Annotated in this window: 18 protein-coding genes; 11 read left to right on the forward strand and 7 right to left on the reverse strand. The window is 51.6% G+C overall.

Annotated elements, in window-relative coordinates; translation table 11 throughout:
* The first annotated feature begins 60 nt into the window (after positions 1-60).
* From P9L94_16280 to P9L94_16295, 4 genes are all read left to right on the forward strand, one after another.
* Complete coding sequence (locus P9L94_16280; GenBank protein ID MDP8245643.1) at positions 61-807, forward strand: PIG-L family deacetylase; 747 nt, start codon at positions 61-63, stop codon at positions 805-807.
* Entirely contained in the window at positions 794-1,690 is an 897-nt protein-coding gene (locus tag P9L94_16285) for a carbon-nitrogen hydrolase (protein MDP8245644.1), read from the forward strand. Before P9L94_16280 ends, P9L94_16285 begins: the two co-directional genes overlap by 14 nt.
* 147 nt (positions 1,691-1,837) lie before the next feature.
* A complete protein-coding gene (locus P9L94_16290) occupies positions 1,838-2,851 on the forward strand; it encodes a hypothetical protein (protein MDP8245645.1) in 1,014 nt (337 codons plus the stop codon).
* Positions 2,852-2,950: 99 nt separating this feature from the next.
* Positions 2,951-4,720 carry an SLC13 family permease gene (locus P9L94_16295; GenBank protein ID MDP8245646.1) on the forward strand — a complete coding sequence of 590 codons (1,770 nt, stop codon included), beginning with the start codon at positions 2,951-2,953 and terminating at the stop codon, positions 4,718-4,720.
* A 15-nt stretch (positions 4,721-4,735) separates the two neighbouring features.
* Here P9L94_16295 and P9L94_16300 read toward each other — a convergent pair whose 3' ends face one another.
* The 5 genes from P9L94_16300 to malQ form a co-directional block, all read right to left on the reverse strand.
* A complete protein-coding gene (locus tag P9L94_16300) occupies positions 4,736-5,050 on the reverse strand; it encodes a hypothetical protein (protein MDP8245647.1) in 315 nt (104 codons plus the stop codon).
* Between the two features lie 36 nt (positions 5,051-5,086).
* On the reverse strand, positions 5,087-5,929 hold the full coding sequence (locus tag P9L94_16305) for a metallophosphatase (GenBank protein ID MDP8245648.1): 843 nt from the start codon (positions 5,927-5,929) through the stop codon (positions 5,087-5,089).
* 25 nt (positions 5,930-5,954) lie between these two features.
* On the reverse strand, positions 5,955-9,461 hold the full coding sequence (gene metH / locus P9L94_16310) for a methionine synthase (protein ID MDP8245649.1): 3,507 nt from the start codon (positions 9,459-9,461) through the stop codon (positions 5,955-5,957).
* Between the two features lie 189 nt (positions 9,462-9,650).
* Entirely contained in the window at positions 9,651-10,547 is an 897-nt protein-coding gene (locus P9L94_16315) for a diguanylate cyclase (protein MDP8245650.1), read from the reverse strand.
* A 147-nt stretch (positions 10,548-10,694) separates the two neighbouring features.
* On the reverse strand, positions 10,695-12,251 hold the full coding sequence (malQ, locus tag P9L94_16320; protein ID MDP8245651.1) for a 4-alpha-glucanotransferase: 1,557 nt from the start codon (positions 12,249-12,251) through the stop codon (positions 10,695-10,697).
* 266 nt (positions 12,252-12,517) lie between these two features.
* Here malQ and P9L94_16325 point away from each other — a divergent pair, with 266 nt between their 5' ends.
* Positions 12,518-13,810 (forward strand): acetylxylan esterase, encoded by a 1,293-nt coding sequence (locus P9L94_16325; protein ID MDP8245652.1) that lies wholly within the window; start codon positions 12,518-12,520, stop codon positions 13,808-13,810.
* 1 nt (position 13,811) lies between these two features.
* Here P9L94_16325 and P9L94_16330 read toward each other — a convergent pair whose 3' ends face one another.
* Both P9L94_16330 and P9L94_16335 read right to left on the reverse strand, forming a co-directional pair.
* Positions 13,812-14,036 (reverse strand): hypothetical protein, encoded by a 225-nt coding sequence (locus P9L94_16330; GenBank protein ID MDP8245653.1) that lies wholly within the window; start codon positions 14,034-14,036, stop codon positions 13,812-13,814.
* Between the two features lie 312 nt (positions 14,037-14,348).
* Positions 14,349-16,430, reverse strand: a complete 2,082-nt coding sequence (locus P9L94_16335) for a hypothetical protein (protein ID MDP8245654.1) — start codon at positions 16,428-16,430, stop codon at positions 14,349-14,351.
* A 174-nt stretch (positions 16,431-16,604) separates the two neighbouring features.
* Here P9L94_16335 and P9L94_16340 point away from each other — a divergent pair, with 174 nt between their 5' ends.
* Genes P9L94_16340 through P9L94_16365 form a run of 6 tightly spaced genes read left to right on the forward strand, consistent with a single transcriptional unit; the run spans position 16,605 to position 22,364 of the window.
* The gene (locus P9L94_16340) at positions 16,605-16,982 is read left to right on the forward strand and encodes a response regulator (GenBank protein ID MDP8245655.1); all 378 of its coding nucleotides are present in this window, start codon (positions 16,605-16,607) and stop codon (positions 16,980-16,982) included.
* A gap of 7 nt (positions 16,983-16,989) precedes the next feature.
* A complete protein-coding gene (locus P9L94_16345) occupies positions 16,990-18,123 on the forward strand; it encodes a SpoIIE family protein phosphatase (protein ID MDP8245656.1) in 1,134 nt (377 codons plus the stop codon).
* Positions 18,124-18,157: 34 nt separating this feature from the next.
* Positions 18,158-18,496, forward strand: a complete 339-nt coding sequence (locus P9L94_16350; GenBank protein MDP8245657.1) for an STAS domain-containing protein — start codon at positions 18,158-18,160, stop codon at positions 18,494-18,496.
* Between the two features lie 60 nt (positions 18,497-18,556).
* Complete coding sequence (locus P9L94_16355) at positions 18,557-20,332, forward strand: ABC transporter substrate-binding protein (protein ID MDP8245658.1); 1,776 nt, start codon at positions 18,557-18,559, stop codon at positions 20,330-20,332.
* Between the two features lie 18 nt (positions 20,333-20,350).
* Positions 20,351-21,331: an ABC transporter permease gene (locus P9L94_16360; GenBank protein ID MDP8245659.1), complete on the forward strand. Its 981-nt coding sequence runs from the start codon at positions 20,351-20,353 to the stop codon at positions 21,329-21,331.
* On the forward strand, positions 21,324-22,364 hold the full coding sequence (locus tag P9L94_16365) for an ABC transporter permease (protein ID MDP8245660.1): 1,041 nt from the start codon (positions 21,324-21,326) through the stop codon (positions 22,362-22,364). Before P9L94_16360 ends, P9L94_16365 begins: the two co-directional genes overlap by 8 nt.
* Positions 22,365-22,537: the final 173 nt, after the last annotated feature.

Here is a 22,537-nt window from a genome sequence, read left to right on the forward strand (position 1 = left end):
AAACGTCCAGAAATCACTCTATACTTAAAGTTATAATGACAAACTGACCGAGGTTAATCAATGAAAATACTCGCTATCCACGCCCACCCTGACGACGTAGAATTTCTGTGTTCAGGCGCGCTTGCGCTGTTAAAAAACCAGGGACACGACATCGCCATCGCGACCGTCAGTAATGGCGACAAAGGCTCGCTTGAAACATCCAACGAAGAAACCGCCCGCATCCGAAAGATCGAAGCCAAAAACGCGGCGGACGTCATAGGCGCGTCCTACGGCTGCGTCGATTTTAACGACTATGAAATTTTTGACGACGACGCATCGAGACGGCGCGTGACCGAATTTATCCGCGCGGTGAATCCCGATGTCATTATCACCGCGCCGCCGCAAGACTATCACGCCGACCATGAAGCCTGCAGCCACCTCGTGCGCCATGCAGCGTTTATCGTCGGGGCGCCCAACTACAAAACCGGCGACGCTCCCGTGATGAAGGCCGTACCCACGCTCTATTACACTGACCCCTCCGAGGGCAAAGACATCTTTGGAAGTTCCATCCGCCCCGACTTTTGCGTAGACGTGTCTTCCGTCATCGAAACCAAGAAAACCATGCTGGAGCGACACGCATCGCAACGCGAATGGCTGCGCGCCTATCATGGCATGGACCACTACGTCCACTCGATGTTGGAATGGAACCAAAAACGCGGCCTGGATTTTGGTTATGAGTACGGCGAAGGCTTTCGTATGCACAAGGGTCACGGCTACCCGCAAGCGCCCGTACTTGAAGACGCGTTGAGCGATTATGTCAAACGCTAACCAAGCATCTTATACGCTCGCTGCTGCGCAAATGGCGCTAACTGAAAATGTAGAAAACAACCGCAGCAAAGTGCTCGACGCCATCGCCGAAGCGGCGGACAACGGCGCCAGCGTCATCTGCTTACAAGAACTCTGCACAACGCCCTACTTGTGTCAGGTCGAAGACGCCCGGTTGTTTGATCTCGCCGAACCCATCCCCGGCCCAACGACGGAAGCAGTTGCGCACGTTGCGAAAGACAAGAATATCGCCGTTGTTGTTCCGCTTTTTGAAAAGCGCGCGCCGGGTTTGTATCACAACAGCATCGCTATGATCGGGCGAGACGGCGCCTTGCTAGGCGTCTACCGCAAAATGCACATTCCCGATGACCCCGGCTTCTATGAAAAATATTACTTCACGCCCGGCGACTTAGGGTTTCGCATGTTTGACGCCGCGCCGGGAAAAATCGGCACGCTAATCTGCTGGGACCAATGGTATCCAGAAGCCGCCCGCCTGACCGCGCTGCAAGGGGCGGAAGTGCTTGTTTATCCGACCGCCATCGGTTGGCATCCCGCAGAGAAAGAGCAATACGGCGATCAGCAGCATGACGCCTGGCGCACCATTCAACGCGGTCACGCCATCGCCAACGGCGTATTCGTCGCCGCCGTCAATCGCATCGGTCTTGAAAAGCCCGACCCACAAGCGCCTGGAATCGAATTTTGGGGACGATCGTTTATCTGTGATCCTTTCGGCGTCGTGCTCGCAGAGGCGACCAGCGATCAAGAAGAAATTTTGTACGCAGAGATTGATCCCAGTCGCATCGAAGACGTCCGCCGCAACTGGCCGTTCTTGCGCGACCGTCGCATCGACGCTTTTGGCGGCGTCACGCAACGGTATTCCAGTTAATAACAGCACCGTCCAATCTTCCCATTTCGCGGCTGTGAAAATGAAATAATATCAAGTACCATTTAGTGTTAAGTGATAGTTGATGAGATAAATCATCAAAAGTTTGATAGACTCTGTGAATAAGATGCGATGTGATGAAGGTTTCTTATGGATAAGTTCAAAATAGCCCAGCAATCAAACGACACATTTTCGCAGGCGTTTCAAAAGTTTGAGTCAGCGCTCTCAACGCAAAAAGCGCGCGAGCTGCTCAATAACGCCGAAAATGCGCTCGCGTTTGATACCGAAGTCTTTCTGCTTCCCATTCGCCGCAATCTGGCTGATTGCCTCTCGCTGGTCGCCGACCTGACCCGTGAACGCGGAACCAACGGCAGAGAATTACAAGCCATGCTGCCGATCATGGCCGACTACTTAGACCCGGGCTCTACCGCCGCGCAAGAAGTCGCCCGGTTGGAAAAGAAAATCGCTGAAAAAAAACGCGAACATCCCGATTTTGTCATGGCGTTTAAATTACAAGTTCTGATTCGCCGCTATGAACAATCGTTGAAAGAACACCATCCAGAGTCTGAAGACTATGCGGCGATCAAAAAAAAGTTAGACAACGCGCGCGCCACTTTACACAACCACATGCAATCGAAAGTGCGGCTTGCGCAACGGGCGCTCGAGCCGGACATGCTCGAACAGGCCGTCTCGCAGCTTTCGCTGGCGCGTCACCATCAGAAGGTCTTGCGCGTCAAACAAGAATTATTAGACGCCTGCCGCAATCAATGCCACCGCAACCTCAGCGAAATGGCGAAACTCTTTAAAGATGCAGACCCCGAAGTCTCGGATATGATTTTAACGCAAATCAACGCCGTCAAATCAACGGGCGCACTGGTCAAAAACGAACATGACGAATCACCCAAAACTCTGGAAGAATATAAAGTCACCCTCGATTCCAAACAACAACAAATATCCTCAATCGACAAACACCTGGACGATTGCCAGACTCAACTCGAACAACTGCAACAATTAGAAGAAGCCTTGTTCAATACTTTCGGCGAGCAATTGCGCGAAAAAGGCATCAAATTTGAAAAGAAAGTACGTCTCGAAAAATCCGGCGCGGGAATGGGCATTGCAAAAAAACAAACCGCCGTTCGCATGGTGCGCCCGCCGCGACGCTAACCAGACGGTTGAGTCGGTATACCATTTCTTGTTCTCGCGATACCATACCATTCTTAATAAACGTAAAAAAATTCCAACTCATACAGGCGCTAAACAGTAATGACTTTTGATATTTTTTTCATGTTGGTTTTGTTGGTCGTTCTGCTTGGCTCGCTGATGTTCACGCGGATCGCCCCTGACGTGCTCTTTTTAGGCGCATTGACCGTGCTGTTCGTTAGCAACCGCGTCGACGCAGCGGATGCGCTGAGCGGATTCAGCAACCCGGGCATGATTACCATCGGCGCACTTTATATCGTCGTTTGCGGCATCCGTGAAACCGGCGGCATCGCCTGGATTGTTCAATGGGGACTGGGGCGCCCCAAAAATTTATTTCAAGCAAAATTGCGTTTGGTGTTTCCCGTTACAACGCTCAGCGCTTTTTTAAACAATACGCCTGTGGTGGGTATGTTTATTCCAGCCGTCATTGACTGGGCCAAACAAAACAACCTCTCAGTGTCCAAATTGTTGATCCCGCTGAGTTACGCCTCCATCTTTGGGGGAACCTGTACGCTCATCGGAACCAGCACCAACCTGATCGTCAACGGTTTGATGATTAGTGAAACCGGCGCCTCGCCCTTTCATGTCTTCAGCATCGCCTGGGTTGGAATCCCAAGCGCCTTGGTAGGCCTGACCTATATGTTTCTGTTCAGCGACTGGCTTTTGCCGGATCGCCGCCCCAGCATCGGCGCCATGCAAGACCCCCGCGAATATACCGTTGAAATGCTGGTTGAAGACGCCAGCCCGTTGGTGGGCCGCAGCATTGAAAATGCGGGACTGAGAAACCTGCCGAGCCTCTTTTTGATGGAAATCGAACGGGCGGGACACTTGATTCCCGCCGTCGGCCCGCAAGAACAGTTGGAAGCCAATGACCGACTGGTTTTTGTCGGCGTCATAGATTCGATTGTCGATTTGCAAAAAATACGCGGACTCACGCCCGCCACCAATCAAGTGTTTAAACTCGATGCGCCCCGCACCGAACGCGTCATGGTCGAAGCCGTGGTTTCAGATTCATGCCCATTGGTGGGAAAAACCATTCGTGAAGGGCGTTTCCGTACAGTCTATAACGCCGCCGTCATCGCAGTGGCGCGCAACGGTGAGCGCATCAACAAAAAAATCGGCGATATCGTATTGCGCCCCGGCGACACCTTGCTGCTGGAAGCGCCGCCGACGTTTTTCCAACAGTCGCGCGATTCACGTGATTTCTTTTTGGTAAGCCAGTTGCAAGACTCGCAACCCTTGCGCCATGAACGCGGCCTCATCGCCCTGCTCGTTTTAGCGGCGATGGTCTTGTCTGCGGCGTTTAACGTCTTGAGCATGTTACAAGCAGCGATGTTGGCGGCAGGCGCCATGATCGCCACCGGGTGCTGCAGCGGCTCCACCGCGCGAAAGAGCATTGACTGGCAAGTCTTGCTGGTCATTGCAGCCTCGCTTGGAGTAGGACACGCACTCGATAAAACAGGCGCAGCAGCCTACATCGCAAGCGGATTCATCGCGTTCGCCGGCGACAGCCCGATTCTCGCTCTAATCATCGTGTATTTGATTACCACAATTTTCACGGAATTGATTACGAATAACGCAGCGGCGGTGCTGGTGTTCCCGATTGCGCTCGCAACCGCTAATTCGCTGGAGGTCAGTTTTGTTCCGTTCGCCATCGCGATTATGATGGCGGCGTCCGCCAGTTTCTCGTCACCAATCGGATATCAAACAAACTTAATGGTTTACGGCCCGGGCGGGTATCGTTTCTCCGACTACGCCCGCGTTGGTCTGCCGCTCAACTTTTTGTTGGGCGCCGTTACCGTCACGCTGGCTCCTATCATCTGGCCGTTTTAGGTTAGATTGAATAACTTAGAGCGCTTCCCAACCCGCATCTAAGTTTTTTTCTTCTTCGATGAGTTTATTAAATGCGGTGGTCGCTTGAAAACGGCGGAGAAAATCAAATATTTCCATATCATTGTTGAAGTGCGTCAATTGCGGTTCCAGCAAAATACACTTGCGCCATTCGTTCATAATTTGAACAAACAAAAACCGTGGATACTGTCGATCAAGGATCAACGTAATGCGACCAATTTCCGTGTTGCAATCGACCACGCACGGATTGGTCAGCATGAGGTGTTCATCGCCGTCGCCGGTCGGGATATGAAAGGAAAATCCATCACTCATGCCGCGCCGCCGTTCATTGTTTCATACGCCATGTTGTTATTGCTCCCGGACGGGTTCCAAGCGCCCTGAATGCGCAACCACTTTGTCAGCATCCAGATCAATCGTGAGATTCAATACGCCCACATAACGCCCCACCGACCCCGCCTGCACAATGATTGTATCATCCAGCACAAGCGGTTGTTCAAGCGCGTCGTTCGACGAACCGCCGACAATAACGTCGATCACCGGCACCGCCTTGGCGAGCGCTTTATCATTGTTTAATCCGGCGTGAGTCAGCGCCACGATGCAATCCGTTTTGCCCTTCAAATGATAGGCGTAATACTCAAGTACCGTATGCGCATCAATCGCGTGAAGCCCGGCGTCGCGAATTGGCTCATCGTTATACGCGCCGATCACTCCGACGCGAACAGGGCCAACGGTATAAATCCAATAGGGGATGGTAATCGGGTCGCCGTTATCGCTGCTGACCAGGTTGGAACTTAAAACGGGAAACGCAAACTCTTGAATACAACGCCGCATGTCTTCCAGGTCAAATCCCCGAAAAGCGCCGTCGCCCAAGGTCATTCCATCATACCCCGCCCGGTTCATCATCTCGACGACGGCGCGTCCTTTTGTCGACGCGGCTTCTTCCGACTCGCTTTCAAACATATCGCCCGCGTCGAGTAAAATCGAATCCGGGCGATCTTCACGTAAGCGAAAAATCGTGTCGACCAACGCGTCGGCGCGCTCAAGACGGCTATGAAAATCATTGGTGTGAAAAATGGTGATTTGCGCAGTGGCTGAAACAGCCGTCGTTGCGCTTTCTTGCGCACAAACGGCGCCGCAATACATAACACTACAAAGAAGCGCCGCCGCAGCGGCGCATACAAACTGGTTCATCTTTGTCACCCTATTCCACGTTCTGTTAAACCGCTGCGGGAGCCGACGGTTTTAACGATTCTTCAAATGCTTGCAAATCAGAATCTGAAATATTGAAATACTTGGCGTCAGGATGATGAAAGACCAATGCAGAGACTGACGCTTCCGGTTCCATCATGTCGCCTTCGGTTAATTTCACTTGAATCTGATTTGTCGCGTCCAGCAATTGGAACAGGATACGCTGATCTTCTAGTCTTGGGCAAGCGGGATAACCAAAACTCACGCGCAAGCCGTGATATTTGGCATGGAACAATTCTTTCTTTGAAAGCGAAGCCGCGTCGGCGGTTCCCCACATTTCACGAATTTTTTTGTGCAATAGTTCCGCCAGGCCTTCGGCGCTTTCAATCGCAATCGCCTGCAGCATGTGCGATTTGAGATACTCGCCGTCTTGTTTGAAGCGGTCCGCCCATTCATAGAGCGTCTCATCCGCCGTTGAAACAACAAACATCGACACCGCGTCGTCTCGGTCGGATGAAACAAAATCGCTCAAACAGAGTTCATCGCCCTCCGATTGGCGCGGGAACACAAGGCGGTCAATTTCTTTGCTGCGCGCTGAGTTCAAAATCGCGATGGCGTCGCCGTCGCGGCGCGCCGGGAAGAACTTAAACACCGCGCGCGGCTTTAATATCTGGTTCGATAAAATCAAATCGACGCATTCTTCGACTTGCTTCTTGAGCATTAACGCTTTTTCGTCGCCGCTTTCCCACATTTTCTCGACGGCGCCGCGTAAGCCTAAATGTTTGCCGTATAGCATTTGGGGATTCACGTAGCCCATCAATTCTTCAAATGGATGGTCTTGAATTAAATGCGATTTAAAGTCCGGTGGGGTTGGAATCTCATGGTCATTTCGAAGCACGCTGACGCGCTTTTTCTTTGGCTTAGGCGCGGCTTCGGCTTTCTTCTTGGCGCGGTCTTGCAGCATCTCCGTCATCTCAAGAATATTTTTTTCCAGACCAGGGCGGCGCTTCGGATCGCTGATCTGATTGGCGAGATCAAGCCCGCTCATCGCGTCTTTGGCGTACACGACCAATTCGCCGTACGCAGGCGCGATTTTATTGCGCGTAAACGCATTCGACAGCGCAGCGCCGCCAACCAACACCGGGACTTGAACATTCTCGCGCTTTAAATCTTGAACCGTGGTCACCATTTGCTGGGCGGATTTCACCAACAAACCAGACAAGCCAATCATGTCCGCCTTGTGATCTTGATAGGCTTTCACCAGTGTTTCCGGCAAAACCTTGATGCCCAGATTGATGATTTGGTATCCATTATTTGAGAAGATAATATCGACTAGATTTTTGCCGATGTCATGGACGTCGCCCTTCACCGTCGCCAACAACATTTTGGCTTTGACATGAATATCAGACTTCTCCATTAACGGCTCGAGATGGCTGACGGCGGCTTTCATCACTTCCGCGCTTTGCAACACCTCGGCGACAATTAACTCGTTCGCGCCAAACAAGCGCCCGACTTCATCCATGCCCGCCATCAGCGGCCCATTGATGATCTCTAGCGGCTTGTATTTTTTGAGCGCTTCATTGAGGTCTTCAATCAAGCCTTCTTTGCTGCCCTCCATGATGCAATTCGACAAGCGCTCTTCCAGCGGCATCGAGTCGCGCGGCATTGCGGGTTGATCGGAAACTTTTTTGTCTTTATAAAACGCAGCAAACGTCGCGATGGGGTCCTCGCCCCGGTTGAACAACAAATCGTCGGCGAGCTTCTTTTCTTCGTCTGAAATCGACGCGTACCGCTCTAATTTTTCGGTGTTGACGATTGCCATGTCCAGCCCGGCTTTGACGCAATGATACAAGAAAACCGAGTTGAGCACTTCGCGGCCCGCAGCGGGCAGACCAAATGAAACGTTGCTCACGCCCAAAATCGTTTTGCATTCAGGCAGTTCACGCTTGATGGCCGCGACGCCTTTGATGGTCTGTTCGGCGGAGCCAATATAATTTTTGTCGCCGGTCGCGCAAGGGAACACCAGCGGGTCGAAGATAATTTCTTGCGACTTCACTCCATATTTATTGACGAGAAGATCATGAGACCGCTTGGCGATTTCAACTTTTCGTTCGACCGTCACCGCCATGCCTTGATCGGGGTCTTCGTCGATACATCCTACGACAAATGCGGCGCCGAATTGCCTCGCCATCGGAACGACCTGCTCAAAGCGTTCCTCGCCGTCTTCCAGGTTAATCGAATTGATGATGCTCTTACCCTGGCAATAGGTCAGCGAACGCTCGATGACCGCTGCGTCCGTCGAGTCGATCATTAAAGGCAATTTCACTTTCTTGATGACTTGCTCAAGAAAGGTCTCCATGTCTTCCATCTCTTCCCGGTCGGGGTTGGCCAAACACACATCGAGAATATGCGCCCCGGTGCGGGCCTGCTTACGGCCAATCTCACTGGCTTCTTCAAATTTGTTTTCACAAATGAGACGCTTGAATTTGCGGCTACCGATGACGTTGGTGCGCTCGCCAACCAGGATGGGGCGCTTCTCGTCAGTGGCTTCAAAATATTCAATGCCCGACATGTGGCAGCGGGTGACGGTTTGCGGCTGACGCGGTTTTTTGTTCTCAGCTAATTTGGCGATGGCCGCGATATGCTCCGGCGTTGTCCCGCAACATCCGCCCAGAATGTTGATCCATCCTTCATGGACGAATTGTTCGAGAACCCCGGCGATCATCTCCGGCGTTTCGTTGTAGTTGCCTTCTTCATCCGGCAGCCCGGCGTTGGGGATGCAGCTGATGTTGCACTGCGCCATCTCCGCCAGGGTGCGAATATGGTCTGTCATAAATTTCGGCCCGGTGGCGCAGTTGATGCCGATTGACAACAAGTCGGCGTGTTCCAACGAAGCATAGAGCGCATCGACGCTCTGCCCCGCCAACATGGCGCCCATCGGCTCAATGGTGCCGCTCACCATAATCGGCAGGCGGCGCCCGGTGACTTCAAACGCTTTATGAACGCCGAACAGCCCCGCCTTGGCGTTGCGCGTATCTTGTTGGGTTTCGAGCAACAAGACGTCCGAACCGCCTTCGATTAACGCCTTTGCTTGCTGATAGAAAGTGTCAATTAATTCGTTGAATGTCACGCCGCCAGTGACGGTGATGCTTTTCGTGGTTGGCCCCATCGACCCCGCGACAAAACGCGGCTTGCTTGGCGTGCTCATTGCGTCTGCGGCGCGGCGCGCAATCCGGGTGGCTTCGAGCGTAATTTCTTCCGCCATATCTTGCAGGTCGTATTCAGCTAGTACCAAGGAGGCCGAGCCAAAAGTGTTGGATTCGACGATGTCTGCGCCCGCTTCAAAAAACTGGCGGTGGATGGTTTCAATCACATCCGGCTTGGTCAAAACCAGATTTTCGTTACAGCCTTCAAGATCAGCGCCGCCAAAGTCATCCGGCGCCAGGTCCAAATTTTGGATCGAGGTGCCCATGGCGCCGTCAAATACGACAATGTGGTCTTTTAATCGTTGTTGAAATAGATCAGCGTTCGACATATGTTTCCTTTTTCTATCTATCCATGCGCAACTTTGAGTTGCGGGAATCATTCGGTTTCTCTATATCCGTTCATCCGGATATATGCATATAATAGCGCCGATTCAAAAACAATGAAGGGAAAATAATCAGATCAGGTAAGCAGGATTAGGCGATACGATTGATTACAATATAGAATACACCAAGCGGGACTATCGGTCGTCAGCCCGGATCACCCGGTTTCGGCCTTTTTGTTTTGCTTGATACAGCGCCATGTCCGCGTCACGAATGAGGGTTTCTACGTTTGCATGGAAAGGATTTTGATTATCGGCAACGCCAAAACTCAAAGAAATAGTAATCTCACGGTCATCAAACCGAATCGGCTCTTTCTCAAACCGCAGACGAATACGCTCCGCCAAACCAGCGGCGTCAGCCATCGTCGTTCCAGGATTCACCACCAAAAATTCTTCCCCGCCATACCGTCCGACAGAATCGTACGCCCGGATAGATTCTTGTATTTTTTTGGCAACTTCGCTCAACACCGTATCTCCAGCCAAATGCCCATACTCATCGTTCACCCGTTTAAAATGGTCTAAGTCGATCATGATGGCGCTGATGGGTTCACGCACCCGTTCGACCCGCGCCATCAATTGTTCAAGCAGTTTTAAAATGGCCCCATGATTGGTGATGTTGGTAAGCGCATCATGGGTCGCCGCGTGATGAAGCCGTGTATGCAAATCTAAGATGCGCTTGCCGACCAATAAGCGGGCGCGCAAAATATCACGGTCAAACGGTTTGGAAATAAAATCGTCAGCCCCTGCTTCGAGGCCGCGCACGATGTCTTCTTTGCAGGTTTTTCCTGTTAGAAGAATGATGTAGGTATAAGGTTGGTATTGCTCGCGTTCACGAATCTTTCGACAAAACTCTAAGCCGTCCAAATCAGGCATCAACCAATCGACGACCGCCATGCGAGGAGGCTCTTCGGATTGCATCTCATGCCATGCGGTCAGTCCATCAGCCGCTTCAAGCGCATCATATCCCCACCGTAACAACCACTCACGCACCATACGCCGGGATACAGATTCATCATCCGCAACGATTACTTTCATACGCTCGCTTTCGTCATTTCATACAAAACGTCAGCAACAAATAACTAACTAATACTTTAACGTAGTGTAACGTGGTATTCCAAATGACCAAATGTCGACAATGATGAACATTAAACTAATAAAGCAGCATTCAGCGAAAATGAAAAATTACTTGATCCCTTTTTGTTTACGTATCCGAGGAGCACGACCATATAATTCAGTCATTTCCAGCAAGCGCTTTTTAACGTCATCCGTTAATTGCCCCGGTTTGAGTCGCCACTGCCAGTTGCCGTATGGGCGCCCGGGAAAATTCATTCGCGCCTCTCCGCCCAATCCCAACAAATCTTGCACTGGCGTAACAACCGTGTTCGCGACCGACGCCATCAGAGTTCGGATGCAATCCCAATGGATTTCGTTTCCCGGCGTGTTCAAATATTTTTTTGCGTATGCTTTTTCGTCTGCAATTTCTTTCGCCGTGCGGGTACTGTCTTCTCCGCCGGTTGATTGCCACCACGCAACCGTCGTGTCGTTATCGTGCGTTCCTGAATAGGCGACAATGTCGTTTGGATAATTATGAGGCAGGTCGCCGCAAGCGGCGTCTCCCCCAAACGCAAATTGCAAAATCGCCATACCCGGCAAGCCAAAGCGCTTACGTAGGTTCTCAACCTCTTCTGTAATGACGCCTAAATTTTCTGCGATGATGGGCAACTCACCGCCGAATTCATGGCGCAAATGGTCAAACAACGCGGCGCCGGGGCCGTCGATCCACTCGCCATTGATCGCGGTTTCTTCGCCGCCAGGCACCTGCCAATAGGCTTCAAATCCGCGAAAGTGGTCTAAGCGAACAATATCGACTTGTTTGAAGGTATCGCGAAACCGCGCTGTCCACCACGAATAGCCTTGATCGCGCGCAACGTCCCAATGGTAAATCGGGTTGCCCCATAATTGTCCCGTTTCACTGAAATAATCGGGCGGTACGCCAGCGACAACGCTCGGCTCGCCATTCTCATCCAGTTGAAACAAATACTGGTTCGCCCAAACGTCAACGCTGTCATGCGCAACATAAATGGGAATATCGCCAATCATTTTGATCCCTCGTCGATTGGCGTATTGCTTCACATCGCCCCATTGTTGCATGAAAAGAAACTGCCACGTTTTAATTGACTCGATCGCGTCATGCAATACGTTTTGCCAGCGCCCGATCGTCTCAGAGTCGCGATAAACAAGGCCCGGCTCCCATTGCGTCCAAACCGCTCCCTTGTAATAGTCTTTTAACGCAATAAACAAAGCATAATCATCGAGCCACCAACTATTGTGCAACCAGAACTGGTGATAGTCTTCACGGTCTTTTTCAGACATTGAATCGCGAAACCGCTTGGCGGCTTTTTGTAATACGCGTAATTTTGCGGGAATCACAGCGCCGTAATCAACGCGGCCTTCAGAAAATTCAGGAAACGCATCCAATTCGCTTTGAAGCACAAGACCTTTTTTCGCCAAAATCTCAAAACTCAGCAATAAAGGGTTGCCTGCGAAGGCGGAGAATGACTGATAAGGCGAGTCGCCGTAGCCAGTGTGGCCCAGCGGCAGAACTTGCCAATATTGTTGACCGCTGCTCTGCAAAAAATCAATAAACTGAAATGCCGCTTCTCCCATGTCTCCGATGCCGAAGCGTCCTGGCAATGAAGTTGGATGCAGCAAAATTCCACTTGCGCGTTCAAAAAGCATAGAGGCTTCACTTTCTCAATGAATAAATACAATCCAGTTTATATAACTATATCATGCCTATTAACTGTAAAATAAAAATTAACTGCAAAACAAACTCAGACATTGAAAAGATCACGGCTAGTCCTGACGCATATTATCTATTAAACAGGCGTCGTTCTCATATTCAAACCAAACTATATTTTCGCTCTGCCGCTATAAGCGTTTTTTCCCTTTTGCTAGGATAAGGCGAAGCCCTATTCTAGACCTTATTTAAAAAGGAATAAATAATGAAGCGATTCTTCTTGCCTCTTTCCATTATTGCCGCATTGGTATTGAACACAATTTCCATTCAAGCGGAGATCGAAGTCAAGGTCGAACCGAACCATGAAGACTGGGTATATCAAATTGCGGAACCCATCCAGTTTCAAGTCAGCGTTCTTGATGACGGCAAATCGGTTCAAGGAAACGTGCGGTATAGCATCGGCCCCGAACAAATGGCGCCGTTTCAGTCAGGCAACGCGACATTAGAGGACGGGAAAACCACTCTCAAATCACACGGCCTCGATCGCCCCGGCTTTTTGCGCTGCATGGTCTACGCTGAGGTTGACGGCAAATCATACAAAGGCCTCGCCACTGGCGCATACGACGCGCCCGGCATCAAACCGACCACGCCAATGCCCGACGACTTCGACGACTTCTGGCAAAGCGAACTCGCAGAAATGCGCAATTCCCCGCTCGAGCCGGAATTGGAATTTCTCGAAGATCAAAGCAACGACAAGGTCGACTGCTACCATGTTAGCTTCAATACAGGGCCAAATAACTGGCGCTACACGCCTCGCTTTTACGGCATGTTGGCGGTCCCCAAAGGCGACGGCCCCTTCCCCGGGCTGCTGCAAGTGCCCGGCGCAGGCGTTCGCGCTTACCGACCACAAGCCTACTGGGCGGAACAGGGCATTATTCACCTGACGGTTGGAATCCACGGCATCCCGGTGAATTTGCCAGACCGGCTCTACAACAGTTTGAACCCTGCAGCATTGCGAAATTACTTCTCCGCCAATCTGGATGACCGCGACGAATATTATTACAACCGCGTCTTTTTGGGCTGCGCCCGCGCAGTCGATTTTATTGTTCAACTCGATCAATTCGACGGCAAGACGCTTGGCATTCACGGCGGCAGCCAGGGCGGCGCCTTGTCGATCACAACGGCTGGCCTCGATCCGCGCATCCGTTTTGTCGCGTCAACTTACCCCGCGTTGTGCGACCATTACGGTTACTTGAATGGGCGCGCAGGCGGATGGCCGCACCTGTTTAAAAACATGAACCCATTCACGGTGAAGCAAGATAAAATCGAAACCGCCGCCTATTACGACGTGGTCAATTTCGCCCGCAAATTAGACATGCCTGTTTTGATGGGATTGGGTTACAACGATGAGACCTGCCCGCCGACGTCGATGTTTTCTGCTTACAACTCCATCCCCAGCGAAAAAGAGATCCAAATCATCCCTTACATGGGGCATTGGACCGACAAGAAACACAGCGACTACGCGCATCAATGGCTGATGAAACATCTGAAGCCTTAATCTAAGACACTTTCTCCAGGCGTTCCGCAACCCAAATCTTAATGATGGATTGGCGCGGAACGCCTAACCGCTTCGCTTCTTGATCCAGTTGTTGAATCATCCAGACGGGAAAATCCACGTTTACGCGTTTCTGTTCCTGATTGGGCTTTTTTGATTCAGAAACGACTAAATGTTTTTTGATAGAGCGCCCTTCATCAAATTGTTTATCAAGTTCACGCGCTTTCATAAAGTTCTACCTCATCTTTTCTTGATCGTCGAATGGAATTCGATATAAATAGGCAGATTAATTATAGCAATTAACAAGGGGCCTTTTCGGCCAATGTCATTGACTTAAGACTTTTAGCCCCCCTTTTTAAGGGGGGGACGGCGCTGAAAGCGCCAGGGGGGATTCGGGCGCAACACGTTGCGCCCCTACAGGGCTGATATTTTTGATTTCGTTGCATCAAGGGCTGCCCTCACTTCGCGACGCCTTGGCTTGCCACCCCTTAAGTCAATGACATTACTTTTTCGGCCCCTTGTTCTTTCTACGCTTTTTGGTCTAAAACAACTTGGGAAGATACTCCGGCGGGTCGTTAAACGGCTTCACATCGCCCATCACTAACGAATACATCCGCTCGTGCGCCGTCCGCGCCGCCTCAGCGATTTCTTTGTAGGGCCGATTGCAGGCGTCAAGAAATCCGATGTTATAATTCTCTCCGTCAAAGCGCCCCATCGCCGACTGGTCATACATCGTGAACCAATGTACGCCGACGCAATACGGATTCGCCGCTGCATCTTCCAAGTAATAGCGATACGCGCGTCCCCGGTCGGCCTGCGTATGCACCCGACCGATGCCGGACGCAGGAAGCCCCGCGTCTAATGCGCCAAAATGCCATTCACCGATCATCACCGGCATGTTCAAGCGGGTCGAGGTTTCTTTCGATACGTCAGCCGAAACTTTTTCGGTATAGCTGTTCATGCTGAATACATCGAACTGCTCCATCCCTTTGATGGTCCACTTGGGCGGCGTACTGGCGTAGCGAATACCGAGATTCAAGTGATTGGGATCAACGCTCTTACACGCACTTGAAAGCGCCTTGAACAATTTCTCAACCATCACTTCGCTAAATTCATATAAGTCCTTCTTCGCTTGTTCGGTTAGCCGGTGTTTCCACTCGCCTTGCGCGACTTGCTCTAGGTCCGTCTTGATTCCCCATATTTGAGCAAGCGTTTTGCCGTCGCCGTATTTGGCGCCAAGATGCTTCGCCAGCGCTTTGCGCGTCTCGCATGACGGTGCGTTGAACAGCATCCCCGCCGCAGGCGATTCGCTCGAAAAGCCCCAGGTCGGCTCGTTCATCAAGAAGTACCCAATCAGCGCCTTATCATCGCGAACGGCTTCCAATTGTTTGCCGTATTCCGCCGCATCCAATTCAAAATCCGAATGGAACACGTCAGGGAAATCGCGATAGACCATCTTCGAACGCGCCAATCGCGTCGAAAGCGGAATCACATAGGGAAACTGCGCATCGCGGGCAATGTCCCAATTGGACCAATTTCCGACGGTGTTAAAGCCGACCTGCTTCATCACCGAAAGTGAAATCTTCGCCCAGTTCTGATACCACGCGTCCGCGCCGAACGTGCGCATAAAATTGCATTGCAAATAATTCATAAATTGCCCGTTATAGGCGGAACGATAGCGGCTGCCTTCTTCCGGCAGCCAGGTAAACGCGCTCTCGATGTCTTTTGAAAATGAATTGATATACGCCCGTACGCAATCCAAACCCGACGACCAAAAATAATGCCCATCAGGGTCAATCAAATGCCAGCGCTTGCCATCGTGGTGGGTACGGAAAAAGCCAGTCGAATCGACTTTCTTTTCTTTCCAGCCGCCCCATTTCGAGAAATGTTCAGGCCAAAGGTTTTGGGCCGATTCTTGTTTTTGTTTTTCAAGGCGCGCCTTCATCTCGGTTTCATTTTTTGTACGCCCCGGCCATTGATGAATTAAACTTTGTCCGAGTTCATCTATAAGTTTACCCTTAGGCAAAACAGGCTTGGTTAACCTTGCAGGTTCGTTCTTTAAGGCGAGTAATGGCGTTTGCATCCATCGCACGGGTGATTCGCTTTTGCGCATCACGGTCAGCGTAATGCGGTCGACATTCGCCAGATCAACCCGCTGACCGCCGCAGATCGGTTTCAGCCAAGCGCCCTCGCGCTCCAACCGCCATTTATTCAAGTTGACCGCGCTTAGCGGCAGCCGGATACGCGCTTGCGCCTGATTCAGTCCTTTATAGTGCAAGCTAAACGATGGGCCGTCATTGGCTTCATGCAAGCGAATTTGAAATACCGCCAAATGGTCTCCATCCACAATAAAATCAGAACACAAGTACGAAGCCTCGCTCAACGAGCCTTTCGGGATATTGTATTCCAACCCGGCCCCGGTTTTGTTGCTAGAATACCATGCGCCGTTTTCTAAGAGTTCCTCGCCGCCGTCTTGTTTCAAGCCATTGAGCAATTTCGCAGGCTCCAGCGTCATCAGTGCATGTTCAGCCCCAATCGCGGGCAAAACCGCCCCCGCCGCCAAACCGGCATTGATCTGCACAAACGTCCGTCTTGAGATAAATTGAATTGGTATGGTGTGCATGTTTCCGCCCCCTCTAAGATGGTATTCATACGCTAGCATGCGGCGGGATTGTTGAATAGCCGAAAACAGATGGTTAACAAAATCCCTCCGTGGGAAACCACCCTAGAGACAAACCGGTGAGTTCTGATGTAGAATGCGTTTTTACAAAGCACTACAAGATTGAGGGAGACGGTTGTGTCGAACCTGTCCATTATGGTTGTTGAAGACGAAGAAGAACTTCGCGAAAACTTGACGGACCTGTTGGAGTTTAAAGGCCACGCCGTCACCTCATGCAGCGATGGAGAACAAGCGGTCGCGCAGTTTGAACGCGTGAATCCCCAACTGGTGCTGTTGGATATCCAACTGCCCGGTATCAACGGGCTTGAAGTGTTACGCACCATCAAAGCGCAAAACCGCAATACGCCCGTGGTCATTGTCAGCGCGTCCTCGGCGCCGTCCGTCATTCAAGAAGCCAAGAGCGCCGGCGCCTACAAGATCATCCTCAAGCCTTATGACCACAACGATATTTTACGAGTAATCGACGAAATCACGGCGTCTGGCGCCAACGAATAGAGAGACGATGTCCCCAACCAAATGCTTGCTCATCGTGGATGACGAAGAAGAGATTCGCGAAAACCTGCGCGACTTCGCCGATTTCAAAGGCTTCGACGTCTTAGAAGCGGCCAACGGACGCCAAGCGCTGGAACGACTCCGCGATAATACGCCCGACCTGATTATTTCCGACTTGATGATGCCGGAGATGGGAGGCATCGAGTTTCTGCAACATTTGTCCAAGGAAGGCAACGAAATCCCGGTCGTTATTATGACGGCGTTCGGCACCATGGAATCAGCCATCGAAGCCATGAAGACCGGCGCCAGCGACTTTATCTCCAAGCCGATTGATTTGCCCTACATGATGAAAGTGGTCGAGCGCGTGCTCCACATCAGTGAAATCGAACAGCGCGTGAAAGAACAACAGCGCCAGCTCGACGAAGACCTCCACCACGCCGGACGCATCCAACGCTGCTTGTTGCCCGCTCCCATCGAAATGCCGCGTCTTAAATTAGATTATCGCTTTGAGCCGTTAATCGCCATCGGCGGCGACTATCTGACCGTCCATCAATTTAATGACGACGCATTGACGGCGTCGCTCTACGACGTGAGCGGACACGGCGTCTCCGCCGCGCTGACCGCCAACCTGGTCTATGCGCAGCTCCTGCAGCGCATCGCAGAAAACCATCCTCCTTTTGAAACCGTCAGTTTGCTGAACCGATTTATTCACGATCAAATTCAAGAAACCAGCATGTTTATCACGCTGGCGCTGGTGCATATTGACCTAAACAAGAACGAACTGACCTGCACCAACGCCGGTCACCCGGAGATTTACATCTGGCGGGCGAACACGCAATCGCTTGAGTCGATTTCATCGCATCTTCCGCCCGTGGGGGTTGCGCCGACCTTTCTGGGGGACGATACGCACACCACCGTCAATATCGCTCCGGGCGACCGCATCTTTTTATACACCGACGGGTTCATCGAAGCCCGCAACCAAGCGGGCAAGATGTTAGGCAAAATCGGCCTTCAAAACATGATTACTCAATTCTCCGCACTACCCTCCAGCGAGTTTCTCGATAACATTTATGACGAAGTCAAAACGTATCATCATGGTGATATCGACGATGACCTGACATTTCTCATCATTGATATCCTGTGATAGAATCAAAAAAAACTCAGGAGAACCTCGAAACATGCCCATACATATTCGGCTAGAATCTGGAATCGCGATTATTCAACCGGAAGGACGCATTGACGCCAACCAGGTATCCGAATTCGCGTCATCGATGAAACGCAGCATCCGCGATGTAAAAGGGCATGTGTTAGTCAACTTTTCAAAGACGGAGTACATCAGCAGTTCCTGTCTGCGTGAACTAATCGTCGCCCACAAACAAGCGACCGAACAGAGCAAACATCTTTCCATTTGCTCCCCCTCGCCTGAGTTGCAAGAGTTATTTCAGGTCGTCCACTTACAGCAAAGTTTTGAAATATACCCCAGCGAATTCGAAGCGCTCGACGCGCTGATGGATTAATCACATCCAATGACAACGTTGAATCGAACCAATCATATACGCCATCAATTAGGAGCCAGAATGAATACGCCCAGCCGACAAACCATCAATCGCAGCCTCTTCGTATTCGTTCCCGTTTTCATCTTGGTTATCGCTTTCGCGGCTGGATGCGGCAAAAGTGCTCCGACTGTCGCGTATAGCCCCGACGCCGACCCGCTGGTGAATCTTCCCAAATTATTTGAACCAGCGCCGGACGACCTCGCTCTGATTGATACCGATGCGACCTTGTACCTGAATCTTGACGGCGCGCCGCAAAACCTGAATCCGATATTCGGATCGTCGCAATATGAATTTACGGTGTCTGAATTGATTTTTGATCAACCGTTTAACTTTGACCGTTCGATGGAATGGACCACAACGCCGCATTGGGTTGAATCATTCGAAGAAGCCGAAGACCACCTCTCAGCCATCGTTAAAATAAAACCGGGGTTGGCCTGGCAAGACGGCATCCCGATCACCGCCCATGACATCGTCTATTCATGGAAAAGCATCTGCGACGACAAAGTGCCCTGCCCCGCCGTCAAAACGGGAACGACTGATGTCATTGATTGCATCGCCCTCGATGACCTCACGGTGAAATACATTCACAAAGAAGCCGTACCCACGTCAAAATGGAACATCCTGTTCCCCATTATTCCCAAACATTTATACGAAAAAGAGCAGGATAAAAATCCTGACTTGATGACGGGCGACTACTATTCACAACTCAACCGCAACCCCATCGGCAGCGGCCCATACAAACTGGTAGAATGGGCTGCCAACGAGCGTATTGTTCTTGAACGCTGGGAAAACTACCCGGGCCCCAAACCCTACTTCAAGCGCATCGTTTTTCGTCTCATTCAAGACCGCAACGCGCAACTACTCGCATTTGAAAAAGGCGAACTCGACTGCATCCTGCTTTCTCAAGACCAATTCGCCAACCAAACCAACGACGAACGGTTCGACAAACTCGGCGTCAAATTGCTCAAACCCGAATGGTCTTACTACTACATCGGTTGGAACATGGACGGCAAGACCAACCAATTCTTCAATGACAAGCGCGTCCGGCTCGCTATGACCCACGCACTGAACATGCCGTTAATTCTCGAAAAAATTCTTTATAATTTGTCAGATCAGGCGCCCGGCATCTATCACCCCGACGCATGGATGTACAATCCCGAAGTTCAATTGTTTCCATTTGACCTCGCCAAAGCCGGACAATTATTAGATGAAGTGGGTTGGATGAAAGACGAGCAAGACGGTTGGCGCTATAAAACAATCGACGGCCAGCGCATGAAGTTTGAATTCACTCTGTCGATTCCCCAAGGTTCTGCCATCGGCCCGCAGGTCGCCAATTACTATCAACAAGACTTGCGCAGCATCGGCGTCGACATGAACACACGCACCATTGAATGGGCCACCTTCCAACAGATGACCCGCAAACATGAATTTCAATCTCATATCGCCGGTTGGGGAACGGGCACCGACCCTGACACTGGTTGGAACTTGTGGCGCACGGAAGAATACGACGGCGGGCGCAATTATGGCGGCTATTCAAACCCGCGCGTCGACGAACTATTCGCGCAAGGCCGCAAAGAATTTGACGCCGAAAAGCGCAAAGCCATATACCAGGAAATCCATAAACTAATTTATGACGATCAGCCGTATACGTTTATTTTCAACCGCGCCAGTACCTATGCAATCAACAAGCGTATTCGCGGCGTGCAATCCGGCCCGCGCGGCATCTTTAATTTCGACCCATCCATCAGGGCTTGGTGGACGCCTGCAAGCACTAACGACGCAGCGATGAAACCGTAAGCGAGGCCGACTGAATCCATGCTGGCCTACGCCATTCGCCGCATCTTGCTCGCGATCCCAACCTTGTTCGGCATCTCGCTGGTGACGTTCACCGTCATCAATTTGGCGCCGGGCGACCCTGCTTCGGTACGCGCCGACTCGGTGATGGACCCGCGCGTCTCCGCCCGCGTTTATGAACAGCTGAGCGAATACTACGGGCTCGACCGTCCGTTGCATGTCCGCTATTTTGATTGGCTGCGGCGCATCGTCACCTTCGACTTCGGCAACTCCATGACGCCCGACGCCCGCAAGGTTTCCACCAAAATCATGGAGCGTCTGCCCGCCACGCTTTCGCTCGCGCTTCTCTCTCTCGCGCTGGGGTTCGCCTTAGCGATCCCGATTGGTATCTTGTCCGGCGCGTATCGAAACGGCTGGTTTGACACTATCAGCAGCACGGTTTTGTATGCGTTATATGCAGTGCCGAGCTATGTCATGGCGATCCCGCTGATTTTATGGGTCAGCATCGAACTCGACTTGCTGCCGTTTCAAGGCATGGTCTCCGACGGCTATGCGGACTTCTCCACCGGCGGCAAACTCATCGACCTCGCGCAGCACTACGTCTTAATTACCTTTTGCTTCACCTACGGCGCGCTCGCCTATCAAACCCGCTTCGTCCGCCAGAATTTATTAGAAGTCTTTAAGCAAGACTACATCCTCACCGCCCGCGCCAAGGGCGTCGATGAAGCAACCGTTATCATCAAGCACGGGTTCCGCAATACGCTGATCCCGCTGGTGACGCTCTTTGGATTGACCTTCCCGCAAATTTTAGGCGGCTCGGTCATTCTCGAAGTCATGTTTAACTGGCCGGGAATCGGGCGCTTGTTCTTTGAAAGCATCCTGCAACGCGACTACCCCACCATCATGGCGTTGTCTTTCATTACCGCCATGTTGGTTTTGCTAGGAACCTTAATCGCCGACTTGCTATACGCCGTTGTGGATCCGAGGGTGCGTTATGAGTAAGGCGCCCGCCGGACGTTCACTGGGCCGCATCGCCTGGGACTCGTTCCGCCGCAACAGGCGCGGCATGGCGGGCTTGTTGTTCATCCTGCTGATGGCGGCGACCGCGTTCTTCAGTCCATTGCTCGCCAACCGTCAACCGATTGTTTGTCATTACCAGGGGCAGTGGCATTTTCCCGCGCTGATCGAAGTCGTCCACAAAATCCCCTTCACAAAACGCATCATCGACAAGAAGCCTCCGTTCAGCCAAGTCACGTTTAACGCCAAGCGCTCAATCAGCGAAGATGATTTTACCGTCTGGCCTTTAATCAAATATGGCCCGACCGAAACCTCTTATGACTCTCTCAGGCCGCCGAGCGCTGAACACTGGCTGGGCACCGACCAGAACGGACGCGACATCGCCGCCCGCATCATCTACGGGACCATCGTGTCGCTGCAAGTCGGCATGGTTTCGATGGGCATCGCCGCGCTGCTAGGAATCGTACTCGGTGCATTAGCGGGTTATTTTGGCGGCTGGATCGACATCACCATTTCGCGCATCATCGAGATCGTCCAGTGCTTCCCTACCTTCTTTTTGATTTTATCGATCCTCGCCTGGTTGGAGCCTAGCATCATCAACGTCATGATCGTCATCGGTTTCACCAGTTGGACGTCGATTGCGCGTTATGCGCGCGGCGAGTTCATTCGCCTGCAAAATGAAGATTACGTTCTGGCGGCAAAATCGCTGGGCTGTTCATCGGGCCGTATTATGTTTATTCATCTGTTGCCCAATTCGGTCGCGCCCATCCTGGTTACCATCACCTTTGGCATCGCCTACGCAATTTTGGCCGAAGCGGGGCTTTCGTGGCTGGGCTTCGGCGTCCAACAACCCGACCCGTCCTGGGGCAATATCCTGCGCGAGGCTTATGATTCCATCCGTTCCGCCTCGTACATGGTCTATCCGCCCTGCGTCGCGATTTTCCTCGCCGTGCTGAGTTACAACCTGGTCGGCGACGCCCTACGCGACGCCATCGACCCCCGCCTGGCAGGCGAATAAAAGTCTCTTTCCAAATTCAATACGACTTATTATCGGCGGGCAGCCTGGTAGCGACTGTCTTGGTTGTCAAGTTGTTTTTTCTGGTGAAAGTGGTTTGGCGATGACATTGAGGATACATAGAAGTTTTCGCATTGCAGCAATGAGAGCGGTCATTTTGGCTTTTCCGTTCGCAA

This window comes from Candidatus Hinthialibacter antarcticus (assembly GCA_030765645.1).
In the GTDB taxonomy this organism is placed as follows: domain Bacteria; phylum Hinthialibacterota; class Hinthialibacteria; order Hinthialibacterales; family Hinthialibacteraceae; genus Hinthialibacter; species Hinthialibacter antarcticus.

Excerpts from the sequence above, each read along its gene's own strand:
- P9L94_16280 (MDP8245643.1), top strand. The coding sequence starts at position 61 with ATGAAAATACTCGCTATCCACGCCCACCCTGACGACGTAGAATTTCTG.
- P9L94_16325 (MDP8245652.1), top strand. The coding sequence starts at position 12,518 with ATGAAGCGATTCTTCTTGCCTCTTTCCATTATTGCCGCATTGGTATTG.
- P9L94_16295 (MDP8245646.1), top strand. The coding sequence starts at position 2,951 with ATGACTTTTGATATTTTTTTCATGTTGGTTTTGTTGGTCGTTCTGCTT.
- P9L94_16360 (MDP8245659.1), top strand. The coding sequence starts at position 20,351 with ATGCTGGCCTACGCCATTCGCCGCATCTTGCTCGCGATCCCAACCTTG.
- P9L94_16345 (MDP8245656.1), top strand. The coding sequence starts at position 16,990 with ATGTCCCCAACCAAATGCTTGCTCATCGTGGATGACGAAGAAGAGATT.
- P9L94_16305 (MDP8245648.1), bottom strand. The coding sequence starts at position 5,929 with ATGAACCAGTTTGTATGCGCCGCTGCGGCGGCGCTTCTTTGTAGTGTT.
- P9L94_16365 (MDP8245660.1), top strand. The coding sequence starts at position 21,324 with ATGAGTAAGGCGCCCGCCGGACGTTCACTGGGCCGCATCGCCTGGGAC.
- P9L94_16335 (MDP8245654.1), bottom strand. The coding sequence starts at position 16,430 with ATGCACACCATACCAATTCAATTTATCTCAAGACGGACGTTTGTGCAG.
- P9L94_16315 (MDP8245650.1), bottom strand. The coding sequence starts at position 10,547 with ATGAAAGTAATCGTTGCGGATGATGAATCTGTATCCCGGCGTATGGTG.
- P9L94_16300 (MDP8245647.1), bottom strand. The coding sequence starts at position 5,050 with ATGAGTGATGGATTTTCCTTTCATATCCCGACCGGCGACGGCGATGAA.
- P9L94_16290 (MDP8245645.1), top strand. The coding sequence starts at position 1,838 with ATGGATAAGTTCAAAATAGCCCAGCAATCAAACGACACATTTTCGCAG.
- P9L94_16330 (MDP8245653.1), bottom strand. The coding sequence starts at position 14,036 with ATGAAAGCGCGTGAACTTGATAAACAATTTGATGAAGGGCGCTCTATC.
- metH (MDP8245649.1), bottom strand. The coding sequence starts at position 9,461 with ATGTCGAACGCTGATCTATTTCAACAACGATTAAAAGACCACATTGTC.
- P9L94_16350 (MDP8245657.1), top strand. The coding sequence starts at position 18,158 with ATGCCCATACATATTCGGCTAGAATCTGGAATCGCGATTATTCAACCG.
- P9L94_16355 (MDP8245658.1), top strand. The coding sequence starts at position 18,557 with ATGAATACGCCCAGCCGACAAACCATCAATCGCAGCCTCTTCGTATTC.
- malQ (MDP8245651.1), bottom strand. The coding sequence starts at position 12,251 with ATGCTTTTTGAACGCGCAAGTGGAATTTTGCTGCATCCAACTTCATTG.
- P9L94_16285 (MDP8245644.1), top strand. The coding sequence starts at position 794 with ATGTCAAACGCTAACCAAGCATCTTATACGCTCGCTGCTGCGCAAATG.